The sequence below is a fragment of the Neobacillus kokaensis genome (assembly GCF_014656545.1).
Taxonomy (GTDB): Bacteria; Bacillota; Bacilli; order Bacillales; family Cytobacillaceae; genus Neobacillus; species Neobacillus kokaensis.
Window position 1 is genome coordinate 53,358 of record NZ_BNDS01000004.1, and the last position, 24,234, is coordinate 77,591.

Consider the following 24,234-nt stretch of genomic DNA (forward strand, 5'->3'; position numbering starts at 1 on the left):
CGCCCTAATTCTGAACAAGGCATGTAAGCATTGTCTCTTATTTAAAAGTCCGAATAAATTTAATTGCCTCGCCAATATCTTGAACAGGACTCGTGCCGACTTCACGTTCAATTGTTAAGTACCCCGTGTAGCCAATTGATTGGAGAGCGGCAAAATACTGGTTAAAATCCACCTTCCCTTGACCTAATGGAAGCTCTCTGAAAAACTCTCCCTCGGTCACCATTTTTGCAATTTGTTCATGGTCCACTCCGTTGCCGAAGTCCAGCGAACCATAGACAGCACGAGGATCAACCTGCTTCAGCCTGATGCCATCTTTTACATGGGTATGAACAATATATTCCTTTAGCAGTTTAACTCCTTCTACCGGATCATCTCCGGTAACCATCACCATATTGGCCGGGTCAAAGTTTACGGAAACACCGTTAGTGCTTAGCGAATCCAAGAAGTTTTTTAACGTTAACGAAGTTTCTGGACCCGTTTCTATCGCAAAATAAGCGTTTAAGCTTTTAGCATAAACCCCCAATTCCTCACAGGCTTTTTGCATTGATGCATACACTTCAGATGATGGATCTTCTGGAACTATTCCAATGTGAGTCGTAACGATATTGGTTCCAAGCTCAACCGCTAAATCAAGAATTCTTTTGGACTTCTCAACCTTTTCTGGATTCGCATCCTTATCTTGAAATCCATGTCCGCCTAAATCACCGCAAAGTGCTGAGATTTCCAACCCTAATGACGCGATATAATCCTTTAATTCCTTTCTTGCAGCAGAAGTCAAATTTTCTGGGCTCATTTCTCCATCAACCGCATAAATTTGGACACCATCTGCACCAAGCTCTTTCGCCACCTTCAACCCTTCACGGATAGGCAGGCGCAAACTATCGACAATAATTCCAATCTTATTTTCTAATTTTATCATTTTACATTCTCCCTTTCTCACAATCTTTCGATAAATCCTGACCCAATTTTCCCACCGGCAGGAACCTCTTCCAGTGCTCCAACTACTATCGCTATTGACTTAGATTTACTTTCTAGTCTACGTTATGAGAGCTCTTTCGTAATCACATCAAGAGTACGATAAAGCTCATCCAGTTCCCCTAACTCTTCCTCTCTTGTAAAGGAGGACGAAGTTAAATGAATAAATTTTTCAAAGGCTTCTTGATTCCAGCCATTCCACGAGGTGACTGCCATTCCAAGCAAGCGATCCGGCTCCGATGTTTCAACTGCCTGGCGCTTGCTCTCCTTAAGAAAATCTACTGCTGCTTCTGTTTTATACCAGCAGGAAGGAATTACCGAGAATCCCTTTTCTAAAAAGATACCAATCGAAGGATACGAATCCAAAGGATCATAATGCCAATCCATCAAGACAATATCTGTCGGTATCGCCGAAATAGCCTTGTGGGTACCAAAGGTATCGCCTTCCCATCGGTTATAACCAGTTGCCTCACTGTCATTTAACCGGTCCGCCCACATATACATCTGGACACCACGCTCTTTCACTAAATATCCATGCAAATCATTTATTGCTTTAGCGAAAAGCTCTCCCCGCTCTTTCCCCTTGCATCGCGGGCACTGGTCATCAGCAAGCGCGTAAACTTCATCCATGCCTACATGCATCGCATCTGCATCAAAGGCATCAATGATTTCACCAAGCAGATCAAAGGCAAGCGCGTTGATTTCTGGATGCAGCGGACACCAGCTGCGGCAGAAAAAGTCAGGCCATTTTGCATCTAATGGGATATGTGGTGTTTCATCAAATTCAGGATAGGCTTTTAACAGTGAGTTAGGCGCTCCGCCCCAGCCCTGATGACCAAGACATTGAAACAGTGGAATGACACGTATACCATGCCGCTTACAAACATCGGCAATTTCCCTAGCATCCTGTTTTGTTAAAGTTCCTTCAGTGATTTCCGGATGTTTTTCAAAAACAAACGATGTATTGCATTCAATGATTAGCTGATTAATACCTTTTGGTGCCAGTACTTTTTCGATAAACTGCTTGAATGGTTCTACCAGCTGATGTGATCCAAAACGGAGATGAAACGCTTTAACAGAATCGGTCTTTTTCACTTGATAAACATCCTTTCATTGGCCTATTTTTGATAGTGCATTGCCTTTTACATATTTGTTGCACATTGTTAATAGAAATTCACTGAACATTGAATTTGCCCAAGAGAACCATAGCCGCGTAAACTTTTCTGGTGCGTCAACATGAAAGCCTTCGTGCATCAAGTTGGCATTCGCATCCGTGGTTTTAAACAGCTCCAAAATTTCAACCCTTTCCTGATCGGAAACTGCTGTCATCCCCTGTATGGCTAGGGCAATATGCCAAATAAATTGGGGCGGCGTGTGCGGACTGCCGATGCCTTTAGCGGCACTTCCTTCATAAAAATAAGGATTCTCCTCGCTTAAAATAAATTTCCTTGTATTTAAATAAATCGGGTCATCCGGGCTGCAATAGCCGAGGTACGGCATGGATAATAGACTTGGGACATTGGCATCGTCCATTAAGTTATAGTTTCCAAGTCCGTCTGTTTCATAGACATATATCTTCCCGTACTCTGGGTGTTTTACTATACCAAACGTTTGGATTCCGCGATCAATTTCCTCCGCCAGCCTTACAGATTCTTCGAATAATTCATCATCGTTTAAAACTTTCTCAGCAATTTCAGAAAGCTGTTTCAGCACAACAACCGCAAACATATTGGCTGGAATTAAATAGCCATACTGGCAGGCATCATCACTTGGACGGAAGCCTGACCAGGTCATTCCAGTATAGGTCACCAAGCTGCCTTTTCCATCTCGAGTTAATGTATCTGAAGGTGGGCAATTGTCACGTTCAAACCGATAAGGAGATTGCTCCTCATGATTCTGTTCAACCACCCATAGTGCGAGAATTTTTTCTACTGCAGTTTGAAAGCTTTCATTAAAATGGGAGGTTCTACCTGTTGCCTTCCAAAATAAATAAGCAAGCTGGATAGGATAACAAAGAGAATCAATTTCATATTTTCGTTCCCAAATCAACGGCGTCATCTCTGTTGAATCCTCATGGTACCGCTGTCCGTTTGGTTCTTCATTAAAACCGTTGGCATATGGATCATGATTGATATAAGCAAATTGGCTGTTTATAACCCCTTCAATCATGTCTGCGATTTCCGGATCGGTCTCTGCCAGGAGCAGATAAGGGCGGACTTGGGCGGCAGAATCCCGCAGCCACATTGCCGGTATATCCCCTGTGATTACGAAGATAGAACCGTCCTTCCGCTTTTTTAATGTTGTTTCATAGGTATTAGAAAAACAATTCTCAAACAATGCTTGTACCTTTGGATCTTGGTGAAAAATTGTTTTCACTTCTTCAATCAGTGCTTTCATGCTGGCTGGCAATTGGTTTGTCATGAAAAAAAGTTCTCCTTTTTCTTAAGACCTACTGTAACAATCTCATAAGGATTGACGGAAATCGAGTTTTCAAGATTTATGCCTTCTTGCTCTAAGACATTGCTTTTATATTTTTTTGCAGCAGTGAAATGCGGTAGGATTCTTAAATCCTCATGTTCATTAGACAGGTTATACCAACGAATCATAACATCACCTGTTTTCTCTGCTGTCTTCATTGATGAAAAAGCAAGCTTGGAACCCGACCACTCAACACATGTATGCGTTAAAGGAAGTTTCCCATCGTGGAGATTCGTTTGCTTGACACCCCACGGAATCTGGAACTGATATGCCTCAGTGTAGGCATCATCTCCATGAGGAATGATTTTAAAATGCACCGTCTGTTCTCCCAGGCATTGGGCTTCCGGTGTTGGGAAATAGCCCCAGTCTCCTAATTCTCTTACCGCACGAAGGATTGTAATAGCAATCGTATTCTTTCCATCGCGAATAACCTCGTATTCATTCAGCCCTTTATTGGCAATTGTTAGACCAGCTTGTTCATTGTGGACGCTTACAAACGCTTGCTGGTGCTGGCAGTTGCTTGGATTCTTCCATTCCTTTGATGGAAGATTGTCTCGCTTGGCCGCTTCAAAAATGGAATCCGCATAATGGCAGCTGGTTTCTATTTCAGTCGGGAATAACACACGCAAGCGATGGTCGGTAACTTGATTATCAAAAGAGGTTGTCACATCAATACCCTTCCCATGTTTTTCAAGCTTGACAATTGTTTTGATTGTAAAAGGTGTCGTTTCCGCTGCCCGCTGTGATTTTCGGGAGGTAAACCAAACGAGCTGGCTTTGTTCCGTATCCAGTTCATCGCTTGCCCCGGATGGGAGTTCCCATTGATGAACTATTTCAAGCACTGCCTGGAGTGGAGAATCTTCTATGATTCGAATATCAGCCAGCACATTCTCCGTCGTCAAGCTGTTTTCACCATCTGGCTGGCGGTACATATACTCATTGCCAATGTCGCCGCTATCTTCATAGATACAAAGATTTTTGAACACTTTGCCGCTCTTTTTATCCTTAACAGTTAATGAACCGTTATCAGCTACATTGATAAGTAGAAAATCATTTTCTATTTCTCTATCATGATTAAATAACGAGTGGCTGCTTTTTGTTTCTGACATTGATTCCTTTACAAAAGCATACGTTTTATGACCTAGACCTGGAATATCAATTGCTTCGAACGTAAGTCTAACTTTTCTTGCCATATATGGCTGACGAAATTGATCGTCCGGCAAATCGTAGCCAAATTGAATGCTCAGATCCTTTAATTCAAATGGATAGTGATTGCCTGTCTCATCCACCAAGACGCGTCCATCAAGCGGGATATTCAGCAATTCTGCTTTATTAACTCCCTTTGAATAGTATTGGCGCTCCAGGTCAAGATCTATTGTAACAACCCCGGTCCGCTTCCAGCCCGAAGTGTTAAATACAGTAAATGGAATGGCGTCATCCCCATATTTACGATACGTATTTGTATTTATCTGGTTTGTGATCGCAGCCATACTATCATCAATAATCATTTCCGCCACATGCCTGCTTTTTTCAAATCTGGTTACCATTTCACGATGCACCTCGTCCACACTGCAGCCGCAGATGCTGTCATGCGGATGATTTTGCATTAGTGTTTTCCATGCATATGAAAATAAATGATGCGGGTACTTCTCACCTGCAAGATAAGCGAAAGAAGCCAGTGGTTCGGCCACTTTTTCCAGCATTGTCTGCCCTATTTGGTTAAGCTGCTTTAAATATATGCGTGCTGAAGCCGTATTGACGAGCGTCCCCCAGCCATCTGTATGCTGGCTACGCAGTTCCCCGTTGATCACCTTTAAATCATTGGGAAGTGATTGTTTAACTTGTTGGATATACTGGTCGAAATCTGAATGAATAAATTCATAGTCAGGAAATAGTTCCTGGGCCACAGTGATAGCTCCCGATAAATCTGTTTGAACCGGCTGATGGTCACAGCCATTCATCATTAACAAATGAGGAGTTGCCGCATATTTTTCAGCATTGGCAATCCTTTGCTTCCAAAACTCCCGTGCTTCTTCACGTAAAACAGGGATTTCATTGCCGTTGCTATACCAATTTGCAAACAAAATCCCAAGTACGGTGGACCCATCTGGCGACTGCCAAATCATTTCCGAATAAGGAGATTCGTAATCTTCGGATTCACTTACCATATTGTTGAATCCGGTAGGTTTAACTCCTCTGCCAAAAACAGCAGTGTCAATGCCGGCTTGCTTAAGAATTTGCGGAGCCTGACCCATGTTGCCAAACGAGTCAGGAAAATAGCCGAGCATTGATACCTTACTGCCCCATCCCACCGCATCCTTTAACCCATACTGGAGATTGCGAAGTTGGCTTCACTGCTTGTTAAAAATTCATCCTGCAGGATGTACCATGGACCAATATGAATTCTATCCTCATCTATGAATTGTTTCAGTTTTTCTTTCATTTCAGGACGGAATTGCAGATAGTCATCAAGGATGATGGTCTGGCCATCGAGATGAAAACTTTTAAAATTTGAATCTTTTTCTAATGTTTCAATTAGTTGATCCATTAGTTTGCAAAGCAAAACATGGTGCTTTTCGAATGGCAAATACCATTCTCGGTCCCAATGGGTGTGGGAAATGATATGAACAAACTTTTTCTTGTTCAACCTGAACCCTCCATCATCTTTATTTCTATGTATTTGGGTCACTAAACCTGTTGGATAGTGACCGCTTATTCATTTTTTATTAGTGCTTGAACATATATCTGCAACTTTGAGTGATTTATCTGCAGTTTTTCTTATATATCTGCAATTTCGGGTGATTTATCTGCGATTTTTCAAATATTTATGCAAATTTACTTTTACACAGCCTAAACGGCATCCCAAATCCTGCGGACATTATCGAAGCTTATTTTGGCTGCCTTCTCGCAATCTTCCATTCCTTCAAACTCAATGGAAATAAAACCATCATAGCCTGATTGTTTAATAACCTTTAAGACTTCAGGTAAATTGATATCTCCATGTCCTGTGATCGCCCCCCGTAAATAATTGCCAGAACTTGAAGGGAACCAGCCTTCTCCAAGACCTAGCGGTGAGCTTCTGCGGTAAAAATCTTTCACATGCACCATTGAGGCGAATGGAATATTTTTCTTCACAGCTGACACCGGATCCTCATCCACGCAGAGGAAATTCCCTGTATCCAGCGTTGTTTTAAAGTTTTCCTTATCCACTTCGTGAATCAATCGCTGCACCCGGTCGCTTGCCTGTACATAATAGCCATGGTTTTCAACACTTGTCACAACACCAAATTGGGCCGCATATTCAGCAATCGTACGGCAAGCTTCAGCCATTCGTGGCAGATCCTGTTCAAAGTCCCTGATAGAAATCTCGTTAGGGGACTTCCACGCTACATCATGCCGCATCAATTTGACACCAAGGCGGTGTGCAATATCAACTTCTTTTTTAATACGCTCGATTTCGTTTTCAAAGTTATCTGTTAAAAAATTCGCTCCAACAGCATAATTGGAGATTTCGATTCCTGCTTCCTCCGCTTTTTGCCGGATTGCATCGGCGAGCGAAACATCCGCTGCCAAATCAAAGCCAATCGGAACAATCTCAACATGCTCCCCGCCTAGATCTGCCACCCACTGTACGACATCTAAAATCGTCATTTTTTTCGAATTAATGGCACCTTGCAAGCTATACGAACTAATACCTAGCTTCATTTATGAAAACCTCCATGTATTTTTTCTGCGGCTTTATTTTTACTGGTATCAACACCAATATAAAAAGAAATTTTTACCTTTTTATAGGGAGATGGCTTAACTCGCCAATTTTCACCGGAAGACCCGTTTCGTGTGACCGATTGGCGGCTAGCGTAACGGCAAGTGTCTTCAATCCATCTTCATATGAGGATAAAATTAAATTTTGGTCCCCTTGGATAATGGCATCAATAAATACGTTGTCTTGCTGTTTATAAACATCCACTTCTGACTTTAAGGTCGTTTTAGAGCCTTTCTCGAGAATCGACAATGTGCCTCCATCGATGGAAACACGAAAATCTTCACCAAATAATTCAATGCCCATTCGGTGGTCAAATTGTGCAAAAGTACTGTCGATATGCCCAACAGCCCCTGAGTCATACACAAAGTTCAAAGAGGTCACATCCGGAATAGTAATATTTGGCACATTGCGATGAACCTGGAGGCTCATATCAGCATAAACCTGTTCAACTTCTCCACCTAAATATCTTGCTAAGTCTACAATATGAGTCGATTGCTCCACCAGCTGACCGCCCGATTTATCCCATTCAATATACCAAGGAGTTGGTACAAATGATGATAAATAATAGCCCCTAACCATGGCAGGTTTTTTATCCTTTAGATACTCCTTGGCTTTTTCTACCGATTCCCAGTACCGCAAACAATAGCCGACCCCATTTATGATTCCGGATTGTTTAATCACTTCGGCTTTTTTAGCCACCTTATGATAGTCTAGGCCTAACGGCTTTTCTACCATTAAGTGAATTCCTCTTGCCGCTGCTTTTTCTTCTATCTCTCCGTGGGCAAATGGCGGTACAGAAACAAATAAAGCATCTAATTCTTCCTTATCAAGCATTTCATCTACATTTGTATAAACAGTTCCGCCATATTCCTTGGCTTTTTGCAGTGCTGTTTCTTCAGAAATATCACAAATCGCAGTAACCTCTGCCTTCTCATTTTTGCTGATATTTTGTAAATGTGTATTGGCAATTCCTCCGGCCCCGACAAATCCCACTTTTACTTTTTTCATAGGTTTCATACCTCATCTCTTCAAAGATTGTTTCCTATACTGTGGAAGTGCTTAATTCCTGCTTCCGATTCATTGCTCTTAATGACTTGCCTATCTCTGCCGGAGAACTTTCGTCGGCAGAAAACGGCTTTAAGCGTATCATGAACTGGAAATCTCCATTTTTTAATTGATACGGTTCTGTTACATCCGGACCGCAGCTGGCGGAACCAAGACCGTGCTGCTGGAAATCTAAGTTAAACGTTATAAAATCCTGTTTTATTAAATAATACGTATGCTGTGCCTTATCTAAGTTTTCAGTTGTATAATAGTGCGCGCTGAAATCAAGCGTTGGTGCCCCTGCAGCAACAAAACCCATTCCTCCAGTGCTTGCCATTGATACCCAGCGAACCTCATGGCGGTTGCCATTCTCCTGCGGATAGATATATGGGGTATAAAGATCCGCCACCTTTTTCGTATAAACGCTAACACGGTTAGCTTGTTTGCTGTCGCTGTAGGCTTCCCCTGGTCCTCTGCCATACCAAGCAGCTTCATCTAAATACGCAGGAAGCTTCATTTGTAAGCCAATCCGCGGCAGCGTTTTCGGTCCGTTCCCTTCAAGAGAACCTTTCACATCGATTGCAATCTCTCCGCTGCCGGAAATGGTATACGTGTAAATGGTACGGATTCCCCAAGCTAAAATTGGAGGGGCAATGCGAGCGTTCACCGTTACGACAACTTGATCACCCTCTGATTGCTGCCATACTACACTATCCACTCGGTGTTGGAGCCAGTGTAAACCATATTGTTTCCAGCTATGAGCAGAGCGGTGATCATTATCAATTAACGCCCGCCAAAAATGCAGCTTTGGACCTTCCTGTAAAAGCGGCAGCCCTTGATAAGACAAAGAATTGATGGTTCCAAATACAAGATCAAATTCAACATTGAAATCTTCCCCGTTTACCAACAATTTGTTACCTGCTTCCACACTTTGAAGCGGTGCATGCGATGACGAAGCATCCTGTAGAGGCTGGTCATTTTTCACAGGCAGCTCAAACTGTGCCCACGCAATCTCATGACCAGCTTTCGCCCATAACGTATCTGCTGCCAGCGTAAACTTTAGGTTTAACCAATACTCAGTGTTTGCTAAAACCTCTGTCGAAAGCCGATAAGGAATGGCTGCTGCCAGACTTACTCCTGGCGCAATTGCAGGCATAGTCAGCACTCCTTGCTTCACAACTTTGCCGTCTGCTTCAACAGACCAGGACAGATTCAAATGCTGCAAGGAAATAAAGTCATAGCGGTTAGTGATAAGCAATTCGCCTCTGCCTAAATCTAAGGCCTCAACATGTACCGGCTCAATCACTTTCTTGTACTCAATCAAACCTGGTGAAGGTGTACGGTCCGGCATGACGAGCCCGTCAATGACAAAATTATAGTCATTCGGTTTATCTCCGAAATCACCGCCGTAAGCAAAGTATTCCTCGCCATCTTCCGTCAATTGGCGGATTCCATGATCACACCATTCCCAGACAAAACCGCCCTGCAATCGTCTATATTTGTAAAAAAGATCCCAATATTCCTTAATTCCTCCAGGACCATTTCCCATCGCATGAATGTATTCACAAAGAATATGCGGCTTCTTTAAATCAGTTCGTTGTCCCCATTTTTCTAGAGTCTCAATGGACGTGTACATCGTTGTATGAACATCGGAACAGAATGGGTCCCTTTTTGGGTTATTCTCGTCCTTAACCATAATGCTTCTAGACTCCCCTTCGTAATGAACCAAACGGGTAGGATCATTTTCTTTGATCCACTTGGTCATTGCATCATGGTTGCAGCCATATCCCGATTCATTTCCTAGAGACCACATAATAATTGATGGATGATTCTTGTCGCGTGCCACCATCCGTTTGGCTCTGTCTACATAAGCCTCTTCCCATTCAGGATTATCACTAATAAGATTGCTTGGACCAACATGCTCTACGCCATGGGTTTCTAAGTCTGCCTCATCAATGACATAAAGGCCATACATATCACAAAGATCATAAAATCTTGGGTCGTTTGGATAATGTGCTGTTCTTACAGCATTAATATTATGTTGTTTCATTATGATGATGTCTTCTTCCATAGCCGCAAGCGGTACAGCACGTCCTAAGTCCGGATGAGAGTCATGACGGTTAACGCCTTTTAGCTTAATAGCGACACCGTTGACTAGAAAAACACCATCTTTTAATTCAATCGAGCGGAATCCAGTTTTGTTGGGCACCACTTCTACGATATTGCCATTTGTATCCTTCAATGTAATCAGTAAATTGTATAAATATGGATGTTCAGCAGACCACTTTATCGGACTAACCACCGGAATTTCAAATTCTACGTTTATAGATTGATGGTTAGCTATTACAATCTGCTGTGATTTAGCAGAAACTAAGTCTCGTTCCTGGTTGAGCAGACGGTATTCAAGCAAATAATCTTCCAGCTTTTGATGACTGCCATTTTCAATTACTGTCTTTATTTTAAGACTGGCATTTTCATAGTTTTCATCCAAGTCGGTTGTGATAAATACATCTTGAATATGTACCTTAGGCTTAGCTAGCAGATAAACATCCCGGAAAATGCCGCTTAACCACCACATATCCTGATCTTCTATGTAACTGCCGTCTGACCACTGGTATACTCTTACTGATAATGTATTATTGCCCTCACGAATATAGGGGGAAATATCAAATTCAGCTGGGATTCGGCTTCCCTGGCTATAACCAACTTCCTCCCCATTTACCCACACATGGAAAGCACTATCTACACCTTCAAAGCGTAAAATGACCTTTTGAGGCAGCCATTCTAACGGGATATAAAAACTTCTACGGTAGGAACCCGTGGGGTTTTCAGTCGGAACATACGGCGGGTCGACCGGAAACGGATACTGGACATTTGTATAATGCGGTTTGCCGTAACCATTCAACTGCCAGTGGGACGGAACAGGAAGCTCATCCCATCCGCTAACATCAAATGCCTCTTGGTAAAATTCTGCAGGTGCTAGAGCTGGGTTTTGGGCGTAATGAAATTTCCACTTACCATTTAACAGCTTAAATCCTTGCGACTTTCCTCTTTCGTAGGTGAGGGCGGCATGTTCATTTGCAAAAGAAAGAAAATAGGCCCGTTCAGGCAGGCGGCCTTTTTGCAAGACAGAAAGATTTTCCCAGTCTTTTTTCTCAACCATCTAAAATACCTCCATATAATTTAAGTCGTCTTTTCCATCAACCTGTGGTATTTCCTTTAGCTTACTTTCGTTATCCATTAAACGTAAATATGTTAATTTTGTATGTCTTGTCTTAAGCAATCTGACTATCTAACAAGCTTTGTATAAGGATATGTCATTCTTTTAAGGTATGTTTTTTCTTAAAATTCAACTAAATCGCGAATATGATTCAGTATTAATTCCGCTAATTTGCAACCCCTTTCATTTATATATTCAAAATCAGAAGAGTTAGACAAAAAAATCTACTCTCTACAAAAATACCATGTTTTTCATGCTTAGATAGTTATTTAATTAAATATTATTAAAATTTTACTAAAAATATTGTACTTTTTTTAAAAAAATTTACTAACAAACGAAAAGAAAGAGGAAGATCAAAGTTTTCTTCCTCCTTCTTTTTAGCAATAGATTTAATTAAAATGTGCTTCCATCAACTATTATTCAAATACTACTTCTTGTTGTTTCTTCGCTGATTCATAAATTGCTGTCAAAATTTTCATCATTTCTACGCCATCATCAATTCCACCGATCGGTTGCTCTCCTGTCAGACAGCAGTTCACGAAGTGGTTAATTTCATTTTGGAATCCATCTTGAAAATTAAAGTATGGGTGATCCATTTGAGGCGTACTGTTCAAAATAACATTATTTTTTTCATGTACAATGACTAATGATGGATCAATTTCCGCCCCGCCTTTATCGCCAAAAATTACAGCACCGCTTTGATCATTTTTGGCGTGTAATGTAAAGCTTACATCTACCATTAATGAAGCACCATTCTCAAACCGGATTAATGCATTTGCCAGGTCCTCCACATCATTTTCAGGGGAATAATCAGCTGCTTTATAAAATGATAATGCTTTAATATTACTGCGATTTCCAAGCTTATTATACGTATTCGCACTAACTGTCTTAACCTTTGGTCTGCCCATTAAATACCATAATAAATCAATGACATGGACCCCAAGGTCAATTAGCGGACCACCGCCGGATCTTGATTTATCTGAGAACCAGCCTCCAGGATTCCCCAATCTTCTAAGATTGGATGCTTTTGCATAATAAATATCTCCAAGAGAGCCATTATCAATTACTTCTTTTAAGACGGCAATACTTGAAGCATGGCGGCGAACATAGCCGATCATAAATTTCTTATCAGTCTTCTCTGTGGCTGCTTTTATTTCCAATGCTTCATCGTAATTTAAACAAAGTGGTTTCTCACATAATACATGTTTACCTGCCTCCAGAGCAGCAACAGAAATATCCTTATGTGTATTATTCCAAGTTACGACACTAATCGCGTCTAATTCAGGATTTTTAACCATTTCCTGATAATCAGTATAAATATTTGGTATATTATATTTTTCCGCTTTTTTCCCTGCACGGTCTTCGATTAAATCGCAAACTGCAAACAATTCTACATTCGGATTATTCTTGTATGCTTCAAAATGCGCTTCTGATAAAGATCCAGCACCTATAATACCAACCTTTAATTTCCCCATTATTTTTCCTCCAATTAAATATTATTTTCAATGAAATAGACTCAGAGTTATTCTACTAATCCTGTACGTTCTACACCTTCTACAAAATGACGCTGGAAGAACATGAATATAAGTAAAGGGGGCAATATTGCAAGGAAACTTGCTGCCATTTTGATTGCTCCACCCTCAAAGGATGTAATTTTTTGACTCTCAACATAGCTCGTGATAACTCTGTCCATCTGAAGCAGCTCACTGGCTAGTGGTAAATTCTTTGAATCTGCCAAAAACATTTGCGGGAGGTATGTATCATTCCACGTCCATACAAATGAAAACAGAAACACGACCAAAATGGCTGGTTTTGCCAAAGGAAGCATAACTTTTAAATAAAAGGTAATGGCAGTTGCACCATCAATTTTCGCAGCTTCCTCCAACTCCTTAGGCTGTGTCAGAAAGAATTGGCGGAAGATAATAACGAACAATGCCCCTTTTACACCAAATCCAAACATGGACGGGATGATCAAGGTGAAAATGGAATTATCCAACCCTAAACTTCGAAATGCCACAATGGTAGGCAAAACGATAACCTGCGGCGGAATAATAAAGGCCAATAACAACAGTCCGAAAACAACCTTTTTAAATGGAAAGTTTAACCGGGCCAAAGCATACCCCGCCAATCCTGTCGAGATACAATGGAAAACGGCTGCACACAGTGCAACAGTCATACTAATTAAGAAGGACTTTGAATAATCCAGCATTTCCCATGCCGTTTCAAGATGGCCAAAATATAACTTTGATGGTATCCAGGTAATGGTCGGGTCAACAAGATCTTTAGTCGTCATCACCATGTTTACCAGCATTTTCAAAATTGGGTTTAGGTAAATATAGGAGGTTGCAATAAAAATTGTGTATAAAAAAGCTTTGAAAAGAATCCCCTCATTTATTTCTTTTCCAAGTACAGTATATTTGACGGTTCTCAAAGTACTTGTAAACAAAGGATTACTCTTTACCTTCACCCTGCCTGCCATTTTCTTTGTTTCAACATTTGCATTCATGGTTCTTCCCTCCTTAACCTTTTGATATTCTTTGACCTCTATTCAATCTCATAAATAACAGCAAAACTACTAACAAAAATATGACAATGATAAGGAAATAGATCCATGCAAGCGCACTGCTATAACCATAATTTCCTGTGCCTACTAATTTAATAATAGGATTAAACGGAAACGTAAACATATCTACTACTGTATAAATTAAATTCAAGAAAATAAACGGTGTCATCGCTGGCAATGTTATTTTCCAAAAAACCTCCCATGGAGAAGCACCATCTATTCTTGCAGATTCATATGCCGACGGGGAGATTGTCTGACGTCCTGCCAGGAATATCAAGATTTGAACCCCTGAATACCACAAAATTAGCACAAAGCGGTTCAACAAAGTTTTAACTGGCTGAGCCCAAGAACTATTCCCTAAAAAGGTATCTAAATAAGCACCAATAGAAAAACGTTCTAAAAATCCTAAGCTGCCTTCCCCCTGATTAACAAACTCTGTTAATAGATACCCAGTTGTAAAAATAACCGGAAGGAAGAAAATAGCCCGAAATAAAAATCTTCCACGGAGATTTTGATTCAATAGAATCGCAATTAGAAGAGAAAAAATCAAAATAATCGGAACCATTATTACCACTTCTTGGAAATACGGAATTAACTGCTCATAAAAGGCGGAGCTGTTAAATAAAATCTCCCGATAGTAACTGATTCCATTAAATGTATACTCCATCCCTTCAGGTATAACTCTCACTTTATGGAAACTCATAAAAAGGGAAAATCCAAGCGGAAATGCAAGAAAAATTATAAAACCTAATAACCAGGGAGCGATAAATAAACATCCTTCTAGGTTACTGGCCAGTTTTGCATTTAACCATCGTTTTCTTTCCACCTTATTTCCCTCCTTCTAATACAACGAAATCCTCTGCACCTATTTTCATTCCATTAATGGTAAAAGGATCTTTGTTGTAATTGACGATAATACGTTTACCTTTTTCGTAGGTTGTTTCAAACACGCCGTCTGCTATTTTTTGGTGATCAGTAATAAACTGACTCTGTACATCGCCAAGGGCATCATTAAAGCGTTTATATTGGGTGGTAATTTCTTCTTTCCAATCTTTAAAGTTGGTACTATAAAATGCTCGTAATGGCCTTGAGTCTAATAATTTATTCGTTTTTTCATGGGTTACGAGAAATGATGGATCCCCGCCGTATTCAATGCCCTTTAAAAACGTTTCCTTGACATCTCCGCTCATATTACCATAATTAAAGGAATACCCAATTAGGCCGTGAAGAGCGATTTGTTCAAAAGGCACCACTCGATCAACAAACAAGTCGAATGAATAGCCACTCTCCATTTGATCAATATAATTACTTTTATTTAGTGCATATAAATTACCAGATGTTACACGAACATTCCCAAGCTCTTTTTTTGTTTTCTTAAAAAGTTCTTGCTGAATTTGTTTTACTTCCTGCCTAGAGGCCAAATGCCGGTCATTAAAATCCGTCGTAAGCATACTGCCAATTCCTGCTCCAAATAAATAGCCGTCAATTCCCAATTCCTTCGCTTTTTCCAAATCATCCAGAACAACATCTTTCATAAAACGTGGGCTTACGAAAGTTCTATTCTTACCAAGCTTTATGACCGATGACCCTAAATCGCGCAGCCCATCTCGGCTTTGTCGAAAACCATCCTTGCCCGTATTGTTAAACGTGTAGGAGCTGCCGTCCAAGTAAACAGGCATACCTTTTGAATGTGCGTAATCGACGAACTCTTTCATCCCGCTATTACCACCCAAATCACCAGCAATTGGGAAGCTTCCGCCATAATTTGAATAGCCTCCTCTTTGCCACCCAAAATACGTAATGGACATATCCTTAATACCTTGACTGCTTAGGTTTTTCACGATCTTTTTTGCCTGGTCAGTTGTTGTTAATGATAGGAACGAATCACTGATAAAGCCATCTTTCGTTCCGCCGCCAAGGATGTTTAAATGCAATTCGACATTTTCCTTGTTTGTATTATTTCTCTTAAAGCCTTGTTCTTCCATTAAATATTGACGATAGCGTTCAGCCATATCACTATAGTCCGTATTTTCCTTCGCAATCATATAGTAACGGGTCGCCCGCTCTGTACGCTGAAGTTTTTTAGTGTAAGTGAAGAAGCCTTTTGTCTTCTCTCTATTTGTTGGCTGAAAAACTTTAAAGCGATATAAATGTTCCCCTGTAATCCAATTATATTGGCTCATTGACTGCGAGGGGGCAGATACAATATTTGCGTAAGAATCACCTTTATCAATAACACCTAATATCGCTTGCTTGCCTGATTTTATCCCGAATACAGGCATTCTTACCGGAAGTCTTGTTGAAATATTTGCATTAGAAGAGAAGGCTATATCCTCGCCATACACTCTTTCACTATAAAGACTTACAATACCTGGGCGGTTCTTTTTAAAATCTATAAGTGCACCTGAGCCGTCAGGCAGCAGTAAAAAGCCGTTTTCCTTTTCAGAGGTTTCTGCACCTAAAAATGGATATGCTCTTAGAGAAACAAGCCGTGCCATGGGATCTTCCGTTTTTCCATCCGTTTCCTTTACATCCACAATCTTATCCGAGAGAACCTTTGTTTCGACATAATCGTTTTTTAGGTGAACTTGAATTGGAATAACAAAACCAATTTCCGGCATTGTATAAGTTACTTGAAATCCATCTTTTATTTTTTTGAATTCTACATTTCCATTCTGACTAAAAAGATTGGATTCTTTCACCATATCTTTACGAATGTTCATTTCAACGTACGAAAACATAATGGGCGACTGCAGATGAGCTTTCCATACTGCAGACGTACCTTTTTGATTCCAGCCATCCGGATTAGGAAATGACCTAAGCACTGCCTGTGACTTTTTATTTATTACGATGAAATGGCCAGTTTCTGGATCTGCTTTAAGAATAAAGCCGTCATTTTCCGTTATATCCTGGAATTTCTTTTCATCAGGCAGTCCTTTCAATTGATTATTTACAGGTTTTTTTCCAAATTGGATTTTGATGACTGGTTCTTGGTTACTTTGCTTCGAATTATTCGTAGCAGAAGCAGGTATGACCCAGCATGAAAGAAGAAACAACATCACCACAATTAAAATTGGCTTTCTCTTACTCATTACATCGTCACCTCCCGATAAAGGGTTAAGATAAAGTCAATTGTTTCTGAAGAAAGGCCTACAACAATAAATACCAACACCCATAACATAATCATTGAAAATAGTGAAAGTAAACCATTGATGATGGTTTCACCAACCGAGTAATTTTGCAATGACTGAATCATCCAGAAAAACAATGCAAAACTCCAAATAATCATCAGCATACTGAAAAATCCGTAAATTGAAGATTCATTTAATGACATCAAGTTTGATAGTAACGCTAGCGGCAACCCAAGAAGGAATACCGGAAATAGTGCGTATGCACTGCCGACAAACACATCTTTAAAGCGCGCTTGACCTTGCTTAATGGAACCTATTAAATAGTGGCAAATAACCCAAGAGATCCACACCGTAGCAGAAATGGTCAAGATGGAACTGATATTTATGCTGCCTACAGGTACTGGCTGGAACGTAAAACTAGTAAAATATGTTCTAGCAATAACCACGGCAATTACAAGTAATAAGATGATTATTGCGCTAGTATATCCGCCCATACTTCTATAACGAATATCAGCGAAGCCGTCCAACGGGTGTCTAAGGATGTAAAATGCATGTTTTAACTGATTAAGTAGTTTTATATCTTTCATCCATTTACTTTTCTCTTTAGGAACATCCCCATCACCTGAAGTCCTTTTACTATTTCTTTTTCGAAATTGTGCGATTACAAGAAACGCGACTCCAAATATAAGAAAAGCATTGGCTAAATATACAAAGTTCTTTTGGAACCATTGCAGACGAAGCTGCCAAAATGAATCAGAGTATCCTTGGTCATCACCTGCGAGCTTATACAATTCTTGCGACTTTTTATAGTCCTCCTGATAAAATGAAGCACGTGCAAGTCCAGCATAGGCCGGTGTAAAAAGCGCATTTTGTTTGACAATTTCTCTCCAATATTTTTCACTTTCGCTGTATTTCCCTTGTTGTGTCAAAATAAAGGCATCCTGAACTGTGTTACCAAATTGCGTTGGAACAAGAACCTGGATTAGATTTAAAGAATCATCCAGAATGAAAATCTTATTTTCAGAATTTGTATCCAAAGCAACAGGACTTTTGTTCAATCCCACCTGCGGCGATCCAGATGTAACAGGAGCACCCCAAAAAAAGAGTAATTCTCCATTTTGGTTAAATTGTGCTACCAAAGCATTGGCTTTATCAGCAACAGTAACAATCCCATTTTCATTAACAGTGATATCTGTAAGATCTGTATCCACGGAAGTTACGCCAGTTACGTTAGCCTCGCTGCTGGTGGCAGCAGTGGCTTCTTCCCGCAAGAAATCAGTTTTTACGTTTTTGGTAAACGAGAAATCCTTCCATTGATTTTCTCCGCGAACGTTTAACTTTTTCATTTCTTTCGTTTGGTCCCTTGAAACAGTATAAACGTATCCGTTTTTATCAATGTCAATGTTTCTAATTGCGTTGGGAAGCAATCGAACTTGTCTGGCCAGTTGTTCCTTTGTATAAAACATTTTGCGGATTCTGTCCATAAAGGAAACTTCGGATACGTTGGTACCGTAAAACCCGTAAAACTCCCCATTAGGATAAAACTGGATGATCCCCTGATATGTTCCGCTTGAAACAACATAAACGAAGCCGCGCCGATCTACAACCATATTGATTGGTTCATACACAAACTTCTTATCAATAAATTTTGATGTCGGACGCAAAAATTCTTGAATCATTTTCCCTTCTTTATTTAAACGTACAACTCTTTTATTACCTGTATCTGCGATATAGATATCACCATTCTCTGTAATAAAAACTCCCGAAGGCTGATTTAATGGACTTTCCAATACTGTAAGAATGCGTACAAGCTTTCCGTTTTTGTCTAATTGAACAATACGGTTATTCCCTGTATCTGCGATATAGATTCCGTCATTTTGGTCAATAAATAAATCTTGTGGCTTATTTAGTGGCGAATAGACTCTTTCTCCATTGCTATCCGTGATATATATATCCTGAGCCATTACTCCTTCAGGTTCATAAGCAGGCTGCGTAACGATCGTTCGCCCATAACCATCAACACTAAACGTTTCAAAAGGCGATTCAGCTTTGACTGTCAATGAAAATGAAAGAAATAGTGTTACAAGACTGAGAGAAGCAATGAATGGCTGCCAAATTCTTCGTCTTTTTTTCATTGTTTAACCTCCGTTCCTATCCGCCTTATTTAATTCCAGAATGCGCCATGGTGGCGATAACTTTTCTTTGGAAGAATAAAAACATGATGAACTGAGGTAAAAACATGATAAGCGCTCCAGCTGCAGCAGCCCCTTGTCTAGCTACAGAATTTGCTAAATTTGCCGTTAAAGACATCATGTAATATGGCAGTGTTTTCATCGATTCATCCTGCATAAATAATTGTGAAGTTTCTGTATTCCCCCAAGCCGACTGGAATGAAATAATAGCAATTGTTGCAATTGCTGGAGTAACAATTGGCATAACAATTCTAAAAAACATTCCGAATTCGGATGCACCATCTATTTTTGCCGCCTCTAATACTTCATTTGGTACTTGATCAATAAATTGTTTCATTAAAAATACTCCAACCGGCATAGCAATCAAAGGCAAAACATGTCCCCAGTATGTATTCATAATCCCTAAACTTTCCACAACCACATACCTTGGTATTTGTAAAACCTGTGGTACAAACAGGAGTGAAATCATAATTAATGAAAACACCAGCTTTGAACCTGGAAAAGGATGTTTTGACAACGCATATGCACAAAGTGCACTTGTTACAACCATCGCAATAGTAGCAAGAACTGTAACAATGACACTGTTAAAAATGAATCGAGAAACCGGTACAAATGTATTGGATGTTAATGTTAACAGCTCGATAAAGTTCTGAAACGTTGGATCCTGCACGATAAATGTCGGCGGAAACAGAAATAACTCATGTAAAGGCTTAAAAGCATGATTGAAAATATATACAATTGGAAGGAGCATAAAGATCGACGCGATTGTCAGAAAGAATAAAATGATATATTGTGTTCGATCCAATCTTTTTATTTCTAGTAGAAAATTGCTCCACTTCCACTTGCTTTCTTGTGCAAAGTTCCTCAATACTTCTATCATTTTCATTTCTATTTACCCTCCTTATCTTCTAATAGGTAGAAGAATATTCGGCTTAATAGAAACATCATAACTAATAGTACGACTGAAATTGCACTCGCATATCCCAATTCAAACCGGATGAATCCATAGTCTTCAATATGACTAATCATTACCTGCCCAGCGTAATTGGGAGTAGGATTTGAACCTGAAAGCTGTACACCGATGCTTCCTGCCTGTAACGTATGAATAATGGACATTACACCGGCAAATAATAATTGCGGTTTCATCATTGGAACAGTTATATACCAAATTTCTTGAAGCCTGCTCGAAATCCCGTCAATTTTACCGGCATCGTACAACTCTTTATCCACATTCAATAAGCCTGCGAGCATCGCCAAAAATCCAATGCCCATACTTGACCAAATTGATACAACAATCATGATATTTAACAGCCAGTCTTGATCCTGTAAGAAAATAATTGGCTCGGTAATAAATCCCCATTTAAGGAGAAAACTATTAATATAGCCGGTTCTGTCACCGGAAAACATAACTTGCCAAACGACCGACATGGCTACTCCTGCTGCAAGTGACGGGACATACATAGCTAGTGCATATCCCGTTCTTAATGTATTTGGGAGCTGGGCAATAAACCAAGCAAGAAGAAATGCAAGAACAAAACCGACTGGACCGACAAACAATGAAAATTTAAACGTGTTCGGCAGAACGTTCTGTAAAAAAACAATGTCTTGAGAGAATAAAGTTTGATAGTTTAACCATCCCGTCCAGGTTGGAAATTGGATGGAGTTAAAATAGGTAAAACTTAAACCGATTGCCGCTAACACTGGGACCACGATAAAGATCAAAAACAGAATCATAAAGGGTGCAATAAACAGATAGGATAGGCGGTATTTCCACATATTCGCCAGGACCTTCCTTGTACGGTCAGCCAGTTCAGCTTTAAGGCTATTGATTTTCGTTGTTTTTATTGTGCTTACATTCGCTTTTTCAAGCTGAACATCATTGTTCATATGGTTCCACTCCTTTCCATGGTTCTGAAATAATTGGGACGTCTAAAGGATTCAAAACCTTATTATTTTCATCAATAAGGTGAAACTCAGATTGTTTTCTTTTCAACTCACGTTTTATAGCTTTTACCGCCTTTTCCAACTCAATCCTAGGATTTCCGCCTTCAAGAACGGTCTGATTCCAAGCAAAGTCTAATTGCCTTGTCGTCATATATCCACCAGGGACATTAGCAATGTCCTTCTCCCATTTCCATTGTTCCAAAATGGCTTGTAAATCCGATTTCCTCCACGGCATTTTACTAAAGGCAGCTACATTGGCAGAATTCCATCTAAATGTTTCACCACGAAATTGCTCGAGATTAAGGCCATATTCTGTTTGAACTTCCGGAGATGAATACCATTTAATAAAATCCCATGCCAGCTCTTGTTTTTCCTTTGGAGTATCATTAAATAGCATCATGCTGGTTGTACCCATACCGGTTCCCCCAGCCCACCTGACATTCGCTCCAGATGGATCGATATGTCCTGGAATTGGCGCAATCCCCCAAGCATCCATAATTTCCGGTGCTGCAACGAGTAATTGCATATATTGATTAAAGTCTGCTATCCCAATAGGGAACAACCCTTTACGGAACTGCTGATAAAAGCTTTGAACCTGTCGATCCATACCGTGTAAATTGAACAAGTTTGTCCATTCCTCAAATCCCTTAAAGGCCTCAGGTTGATCCAGTCCTGTTTCCATTCCGTCCGGAGTATATAACTCCACACCATTTTGATAAAGCATGTAGGAAAAGTCTTTTGGATCCGCATAGAAATTAAGATGGTTTTGCAATAATGTCGGAAGCATATCGTACACATCGTCCCATGTTTGAGGAACCTCTAAGCCAAGTTGATCCAATATGTCTTTTCTATAAAAGAGAACCTTGAAATTAATGGTTTCCGGAATACCATAGGTCCCCCCATCATAATAGTATGGAAGTAATGTACCCGGAGCATATTGTTCTAATAGTTTTTCTGCTCCCGGCATGGTTGAAATATCCTTTGCAGCACCGCGTACCGCCATTTCAAATGGCATTCCGCTCGGAACACCAAGAGCGACATCCGGCATAATCCCGGCAGATTTAGCTAAGATAAGCAAGTTGGTATCCTGGATTAGATTCACGTTTACCTTAATCCCATACTTTGGTGTAAAATACTGATTCGCCAATTGTTGAAGTTCTTCTGCATAATCCCTTCCCCACATCATCCAGACATTCAATTCTTTATCTGATTGCTGATGTAATTGATTTTGATCTGAGAAGGAATAAATCAAGGAATTATAGCTGCCTTGAATTTTCTGGAACCAATTCGCCGTCATACTCGGAAACTCTTCTTTATCAGGAGAAATATAAAACTTGTCTACTGCAAGAGGACTATTCATTAATTCTTGCCTTTGATTCTCCAGACTATCTTGAAGCGCTCCGATTCTCACTTGGCTATTAGCGATTTCACCTGGTTCATCCAGCAAATAAGTGAGATCTTGAACAATAGATTCTAATGCTTGTGACACATTACTTCTTTCGCCGTTGACCTTAAGCATTTCTTTTGTCATGGTTTCAATCTGTTTTTTCATGGCTTTTAATTTGTCAAGTAGACCCGGCAGTTCTTCCTCTACATTCCAAACCCTGAAACTGTCCTCCTGGTTTCCTGTGGCAAGCCTAAGATCTTGAGAAATCGCCCTTATTTCATTAGATAGTTTATCCATCTGAATAATCAGCGGCACAAACGGCTCATATGTTGCTTCAAGTGAAATCGTATGCTTACCCTTAGTTAAATAAATGGAATATGGGCTTTTCCCCTTTCCTTCCAATATAACCTCCTGCCATCCCGAGGCATATGGAATTCGAAAATGCTTTAATTCCTCAAATGGTATTTTCCCATCAATATAAACCGTTCTAAATGTAGCTAGATTTTTCCTGTAATTCTGCATGCCGCGGAATCCAATTTTATAGGTTCCATCCTCCGGCACGTCAAATTCCCAAGTAACTGCTTGTCCACCTTGGTACCAGTTCGATCCGCCCAGCGTATTAAATTTTATTTTTTTTAGTGATTCCGGGGTAGTTAACGGATCACGATCATATTGAACTTGAATAGAGGTGGAGTTCTTCTTGCTGAAATTTTCTGCTTCAATTGTGATAAGCTTACCGTTTTTTCCAGAATTCGAGGGGTATTCTTCCTTCACTTCCTGATAAGTCTTATATGTTTCTGGTGATTTAATTTCTATTGTTTTCAGTGCAACAGATTCCCTAAGGGCTTGCAGGCGGATAATGTTTTCTCCCTTTTTTAAATGGAACAACAACGGTTCAACATTAGCCCCTCCAGATTCCCGAAGTGCTTCTGTTCTCCAGCCAGTTATATCTTCCACAAGCGAACGTATTTGGTTTCCTTTTTCGTCATATTGTGGCTTTTCATCGCGAAATTCCCGCTTCAGCTCGATTGCACGTGATTCTTTAAATGGGTAAGCTCCATTTATCTGTACATTGAAAATGATTGATTGTCTGGTTCCTCCATCTTTTTGCAGGAATGGGGCGTATTCAAACGCCATTTCATACAAGCCCTCTTCCTTCACATTAACGTTATATTCTACCCAGCCATTTTGTGTTGACCAAAGCAAGGCATGATCTTTCCCGGCATAGGACCCCAAGGTCACACCAGCATCTCGGGATTTATTAGAAAAGTTCCCAGCATCTAATTTCAATTGCTCGCTTCCCGGCTGAACTCCGTCACTTTTCCACTTCTGTACTACTTCGTAATAATACGGCTCTAACTGTTTTTCAAATGTGTCAGCATCAGCCGTTTCCTTTGATTTCAATTTCTCCTCTGCATGGGCAATACTGCTTGGTTTATTAAACAGGGGCAGCATCGTCCCGATGATGAAAATAACGATTATGCTAATAGCTTGTAATCTCCTGATGGATGTCTTACGAAATTGAGGTGCCATATCC

The 24,234-nt window shown here is 40.2% G+C and carries 14 protein-coding genes and 1 pseudogene; all 15 read right to left on the minus strand.

What is annotated here, in order from left to right; genetic code table 11:
* Positions 1 to 37: 37 nt before the first annotated feature.
* Entirely contained in the window at positions 38 to 919 is an 882-nt protein-coding gene (locus IE222_RS06650) for a sugar phosphate isomerase/epimerase family protein (protein WP_191270999.1), read from the minus strand.
* 122 nt (positions 920 to 1,041) lie between these two features.
* Positions 1,042 to 2,070 carry a family 20 glycosylhydrolase gene (locus IE222_RS06655; RefSeq protein WP_191271000.1) on the minus strand — a complete coding sequence of 343 codons (1,029 nt, stop codon included), beginning with the start codon at positions 2,068 to 2,070 and terminating at the stop codon, positions 1,042 to 1,044.
* Positions 2,071 to 2,085: 15 nt separating this feature from the next.
* Complete coding sequence (locus IE222_RS06660; RefSeq protein WP_191271002.1) at positions 2,086 to 3,396, minus strand: glycoside hydrolase family 125 protein; 1,311 nt, start codon at positions 3,394 to 3,396, stop codon at positions 2,086 to 2,088.
* Positions 3,393 to 6,100: pseudogene (locus IE222_RS06665) on the minus strand (alpha-mannosidase). The gene IE222_RS06660 and the pseudogene IE222_RS06665 overlap by 4 nt, the downstream one beginning before the upstream one ends.
* A 203-nt stretch (positions 6,101 to 6,303) precedes the next feature.
* The gene (locus IE222_RS06670; protein ID WP_191271004.1) at positions 6,304 to 7,158 is read right to left on the minus strand and encodes a sugar phosphate isomerase/epimerase family protein; all 855 of its coding nucleotides are present in this window, start codon (positions 7,156 to 7,158) and stop codon (positions 6,304 to 6,306) included.
* A 73-nt stretch (positions 7,159 to 7,231) separates the two neighbouring features.
* Positions 7,232 to 8,224, minus strand: coding sequence for a Gfo/Idh/MocA family protein (locus IE222_RS06675; protein ID WP_191271005.1), 993 nt, complete (start codon positions 8,222 to 8,224; stop codon positions 7,232 to 7,234).
* A gap of 34 nt (positions 8,225 to 8,258) precedes the next feature.
* A complete protein-coding gene (gene ebgA / locus IE222_RS06680) occupies positions 8,259 to 11,423 on the minus strand; it encodes a beta-galactosidase subunit alpha (protein ID WP_191271007.1) in 3,165 nt (1,054 codons plus the stop codon).
* 473 nt (positions 11,424 to 11,896) lie between these two features.
* Positions 11,897 to 12,955, minus strand: coding sequence for a Gfo/Idh/MocA family protein (locus IE222_RS06685; RefSeq protein ID WP_191271009.1), 1,059 nt, complete (start codon positions 12,953 to 12,955; stop codon positions 11,897 to 11,899).
* Positions 12,956 to 13,002: 47 nt separating this feature from the next.
* Positions 13,003 to 13,986, minus strand: coding sequence for a carbohydrate ABC transporter permease (locus IE222_RS06690; protein WP_223282602.1), 984 nt, complete (start codon positions 13,984 to 13,986; stop codon positions 13,003 to 13,005).
* Positions 13,987 to 13,999: 13 nt separating this feature from the next.
* On the minus strand, positions 14,000 to 14,869 hold the full coding sequence (locus IE222_RS06695; RefSeq protein ID WP_191271011.1) for a carbohydrate ABC transporter permease: 870 nt from the start codon (positions 14,867 to 14,869) through the stop codon (positions 14,000 to 14,002).
* A gap of 1 nt (position 14,870) precedes the next feature.
* A complete protein-coding gene (locus tag IE222_RS06700; protein WP_191271013.1) occupies positions 14,871 to 17,135 on the minus strand; it encodes a DUF5696 domain-containing protein in 2,265 nt (754 codons plus the stop codon).
* Positions 17,135 to 19,309 (minus strand): YIP1 family protein, encoded by a 2,175-nt coding sequence (locus IE222_RS06705; protein WP_191271015.1) that lies wholly within the window; start codon positions 19,307 to 19,309, stop codon positions 17,135 to 17,137. The genes IE222_RS06700 and IE222_RS06705 overlap by 1 nt, the downstream gene beginning before the upstream one ends.
* Before the next feature lie 25 nt (positions 19,310 to 19,334).
* Entirely contained in the window at positions 19,335 to 20,243 is a 909-nt protein-coding gene (locus tag IE222_RS06710; protein ID WP_370465018.1) for a carbohydrate ABC transporter permease, read from the minus strand.
* 11 nt (positions 20,244 to 20,254) lie between these two features.
* Positions 20,255 to 21,142 (minus strand): carbohydrate ABC transporter permease, encoded by an 888-nt coding sequence (locus IE222_RS06715; protein WP_223282614.1) that lies wholly within the window; start codon positions 21,140 to 21,142, stop codon positions 20,255 to 20,257.
* Positions 21,143 to 21,242: 100 nt separating this feature from the next.
* Complete coding sequence (locus IE222_RS06720) at positions 21,243 to 24,230, minus strand: extracellular solute-binding protein (protein ID WP_191271021.1); 2,988 nt, start codon at positions 24,228 to 24,230, stop codon at positions 21,243 to 21,245.
* Positions 24,231 to 24,234: the final 4 nt, after the last annotated feature.

What these genes read in the sequence shown, in the direction of transcription:
- IE222_RS06660 (WP_191271002.1), bottom strand. Translation starts at nt 3,396, where the DNA reads ATGACAAACCAATTGCCAGCCAGCATGAAAGCACTGATTGAAGAAGTG.
- IE222_RS06705 (WP_191271015.1), bottom strand. Translation starts at nt 19,309, where the DNA reads ATGAAAAAAAGACGAAGAATTTGGCAGCCATTCATTGCTTCTCTCAGT.
- ebgA (WP_191271007.1), bottom strand. Translation starts at nt 11,423, where the DNA reads ATGGTTGAGAAAAAAGACTGGGAAAATCTTTCTGTCTTGCAAAAAGGC.
- IE222_RS06685 (WP_191271009.1), bottom strand. Translation starts at nt 12,955, where the DNA reads ATGGGGAAATTAAAGGTTGGTATTATAGGTGCTGGATCTTTATCAGAA.
- IE222_RS06690 (WP_223282602.1), bottom strand. Translation starts at nt 13,986, where the DNA reads ATGAATGCAAATGTTGAAACAAAGAAAATGGCAGGCAGGGTGAAGGTA.
- IE222_RS06720 (WP_191271021.1), bottom strand. Translation starts at nt 24,230, where the DNA reads ATGGCACCTCAATTTCGTAAGACATCCATCAGGAGATTACAAGCTATT.
- IE222_RS06650 (WP_191270999.1), bottom strand. Translation starts at nt 919, where the DNA reads ATGATAAAATTAGAAAATAAGATTGGAATTATTGTCGATAGTTTGCGC.
- IE222_RS06675 (WP_191271005.1), bottom strand. Translation starts at nt 8,224, where the DNA reads ATGAAAAAAGTAAAAGTGGGATTTGTCGGGGCCGGAGGAATTGCCAAT.
- IE222_RS06670 (WP_191271004.1), bottom strand. Translation starts at nt 7,158, where the DNA reads ATGAAGCTAGGTATTAGTTCGTATAGCTTGCAAGGTGCCATTAATTCG.
- IE222_RS06715 (WP_223282614.1), bottom strand. Translation starts at nt 21,142, where the DNA reads ATGTGGAAATACCGCCTATCCTATCTGTTTATTGCACCCTTTATGATT.
- IE222_RS06700 (WP_191271013.1), bottom strand. Translation starts at nt 17,135, where the DNA reads ATGAGTAAGAGAAAGCCAATTTTAATTGTGGTGATGTTGTTTCTTCTT.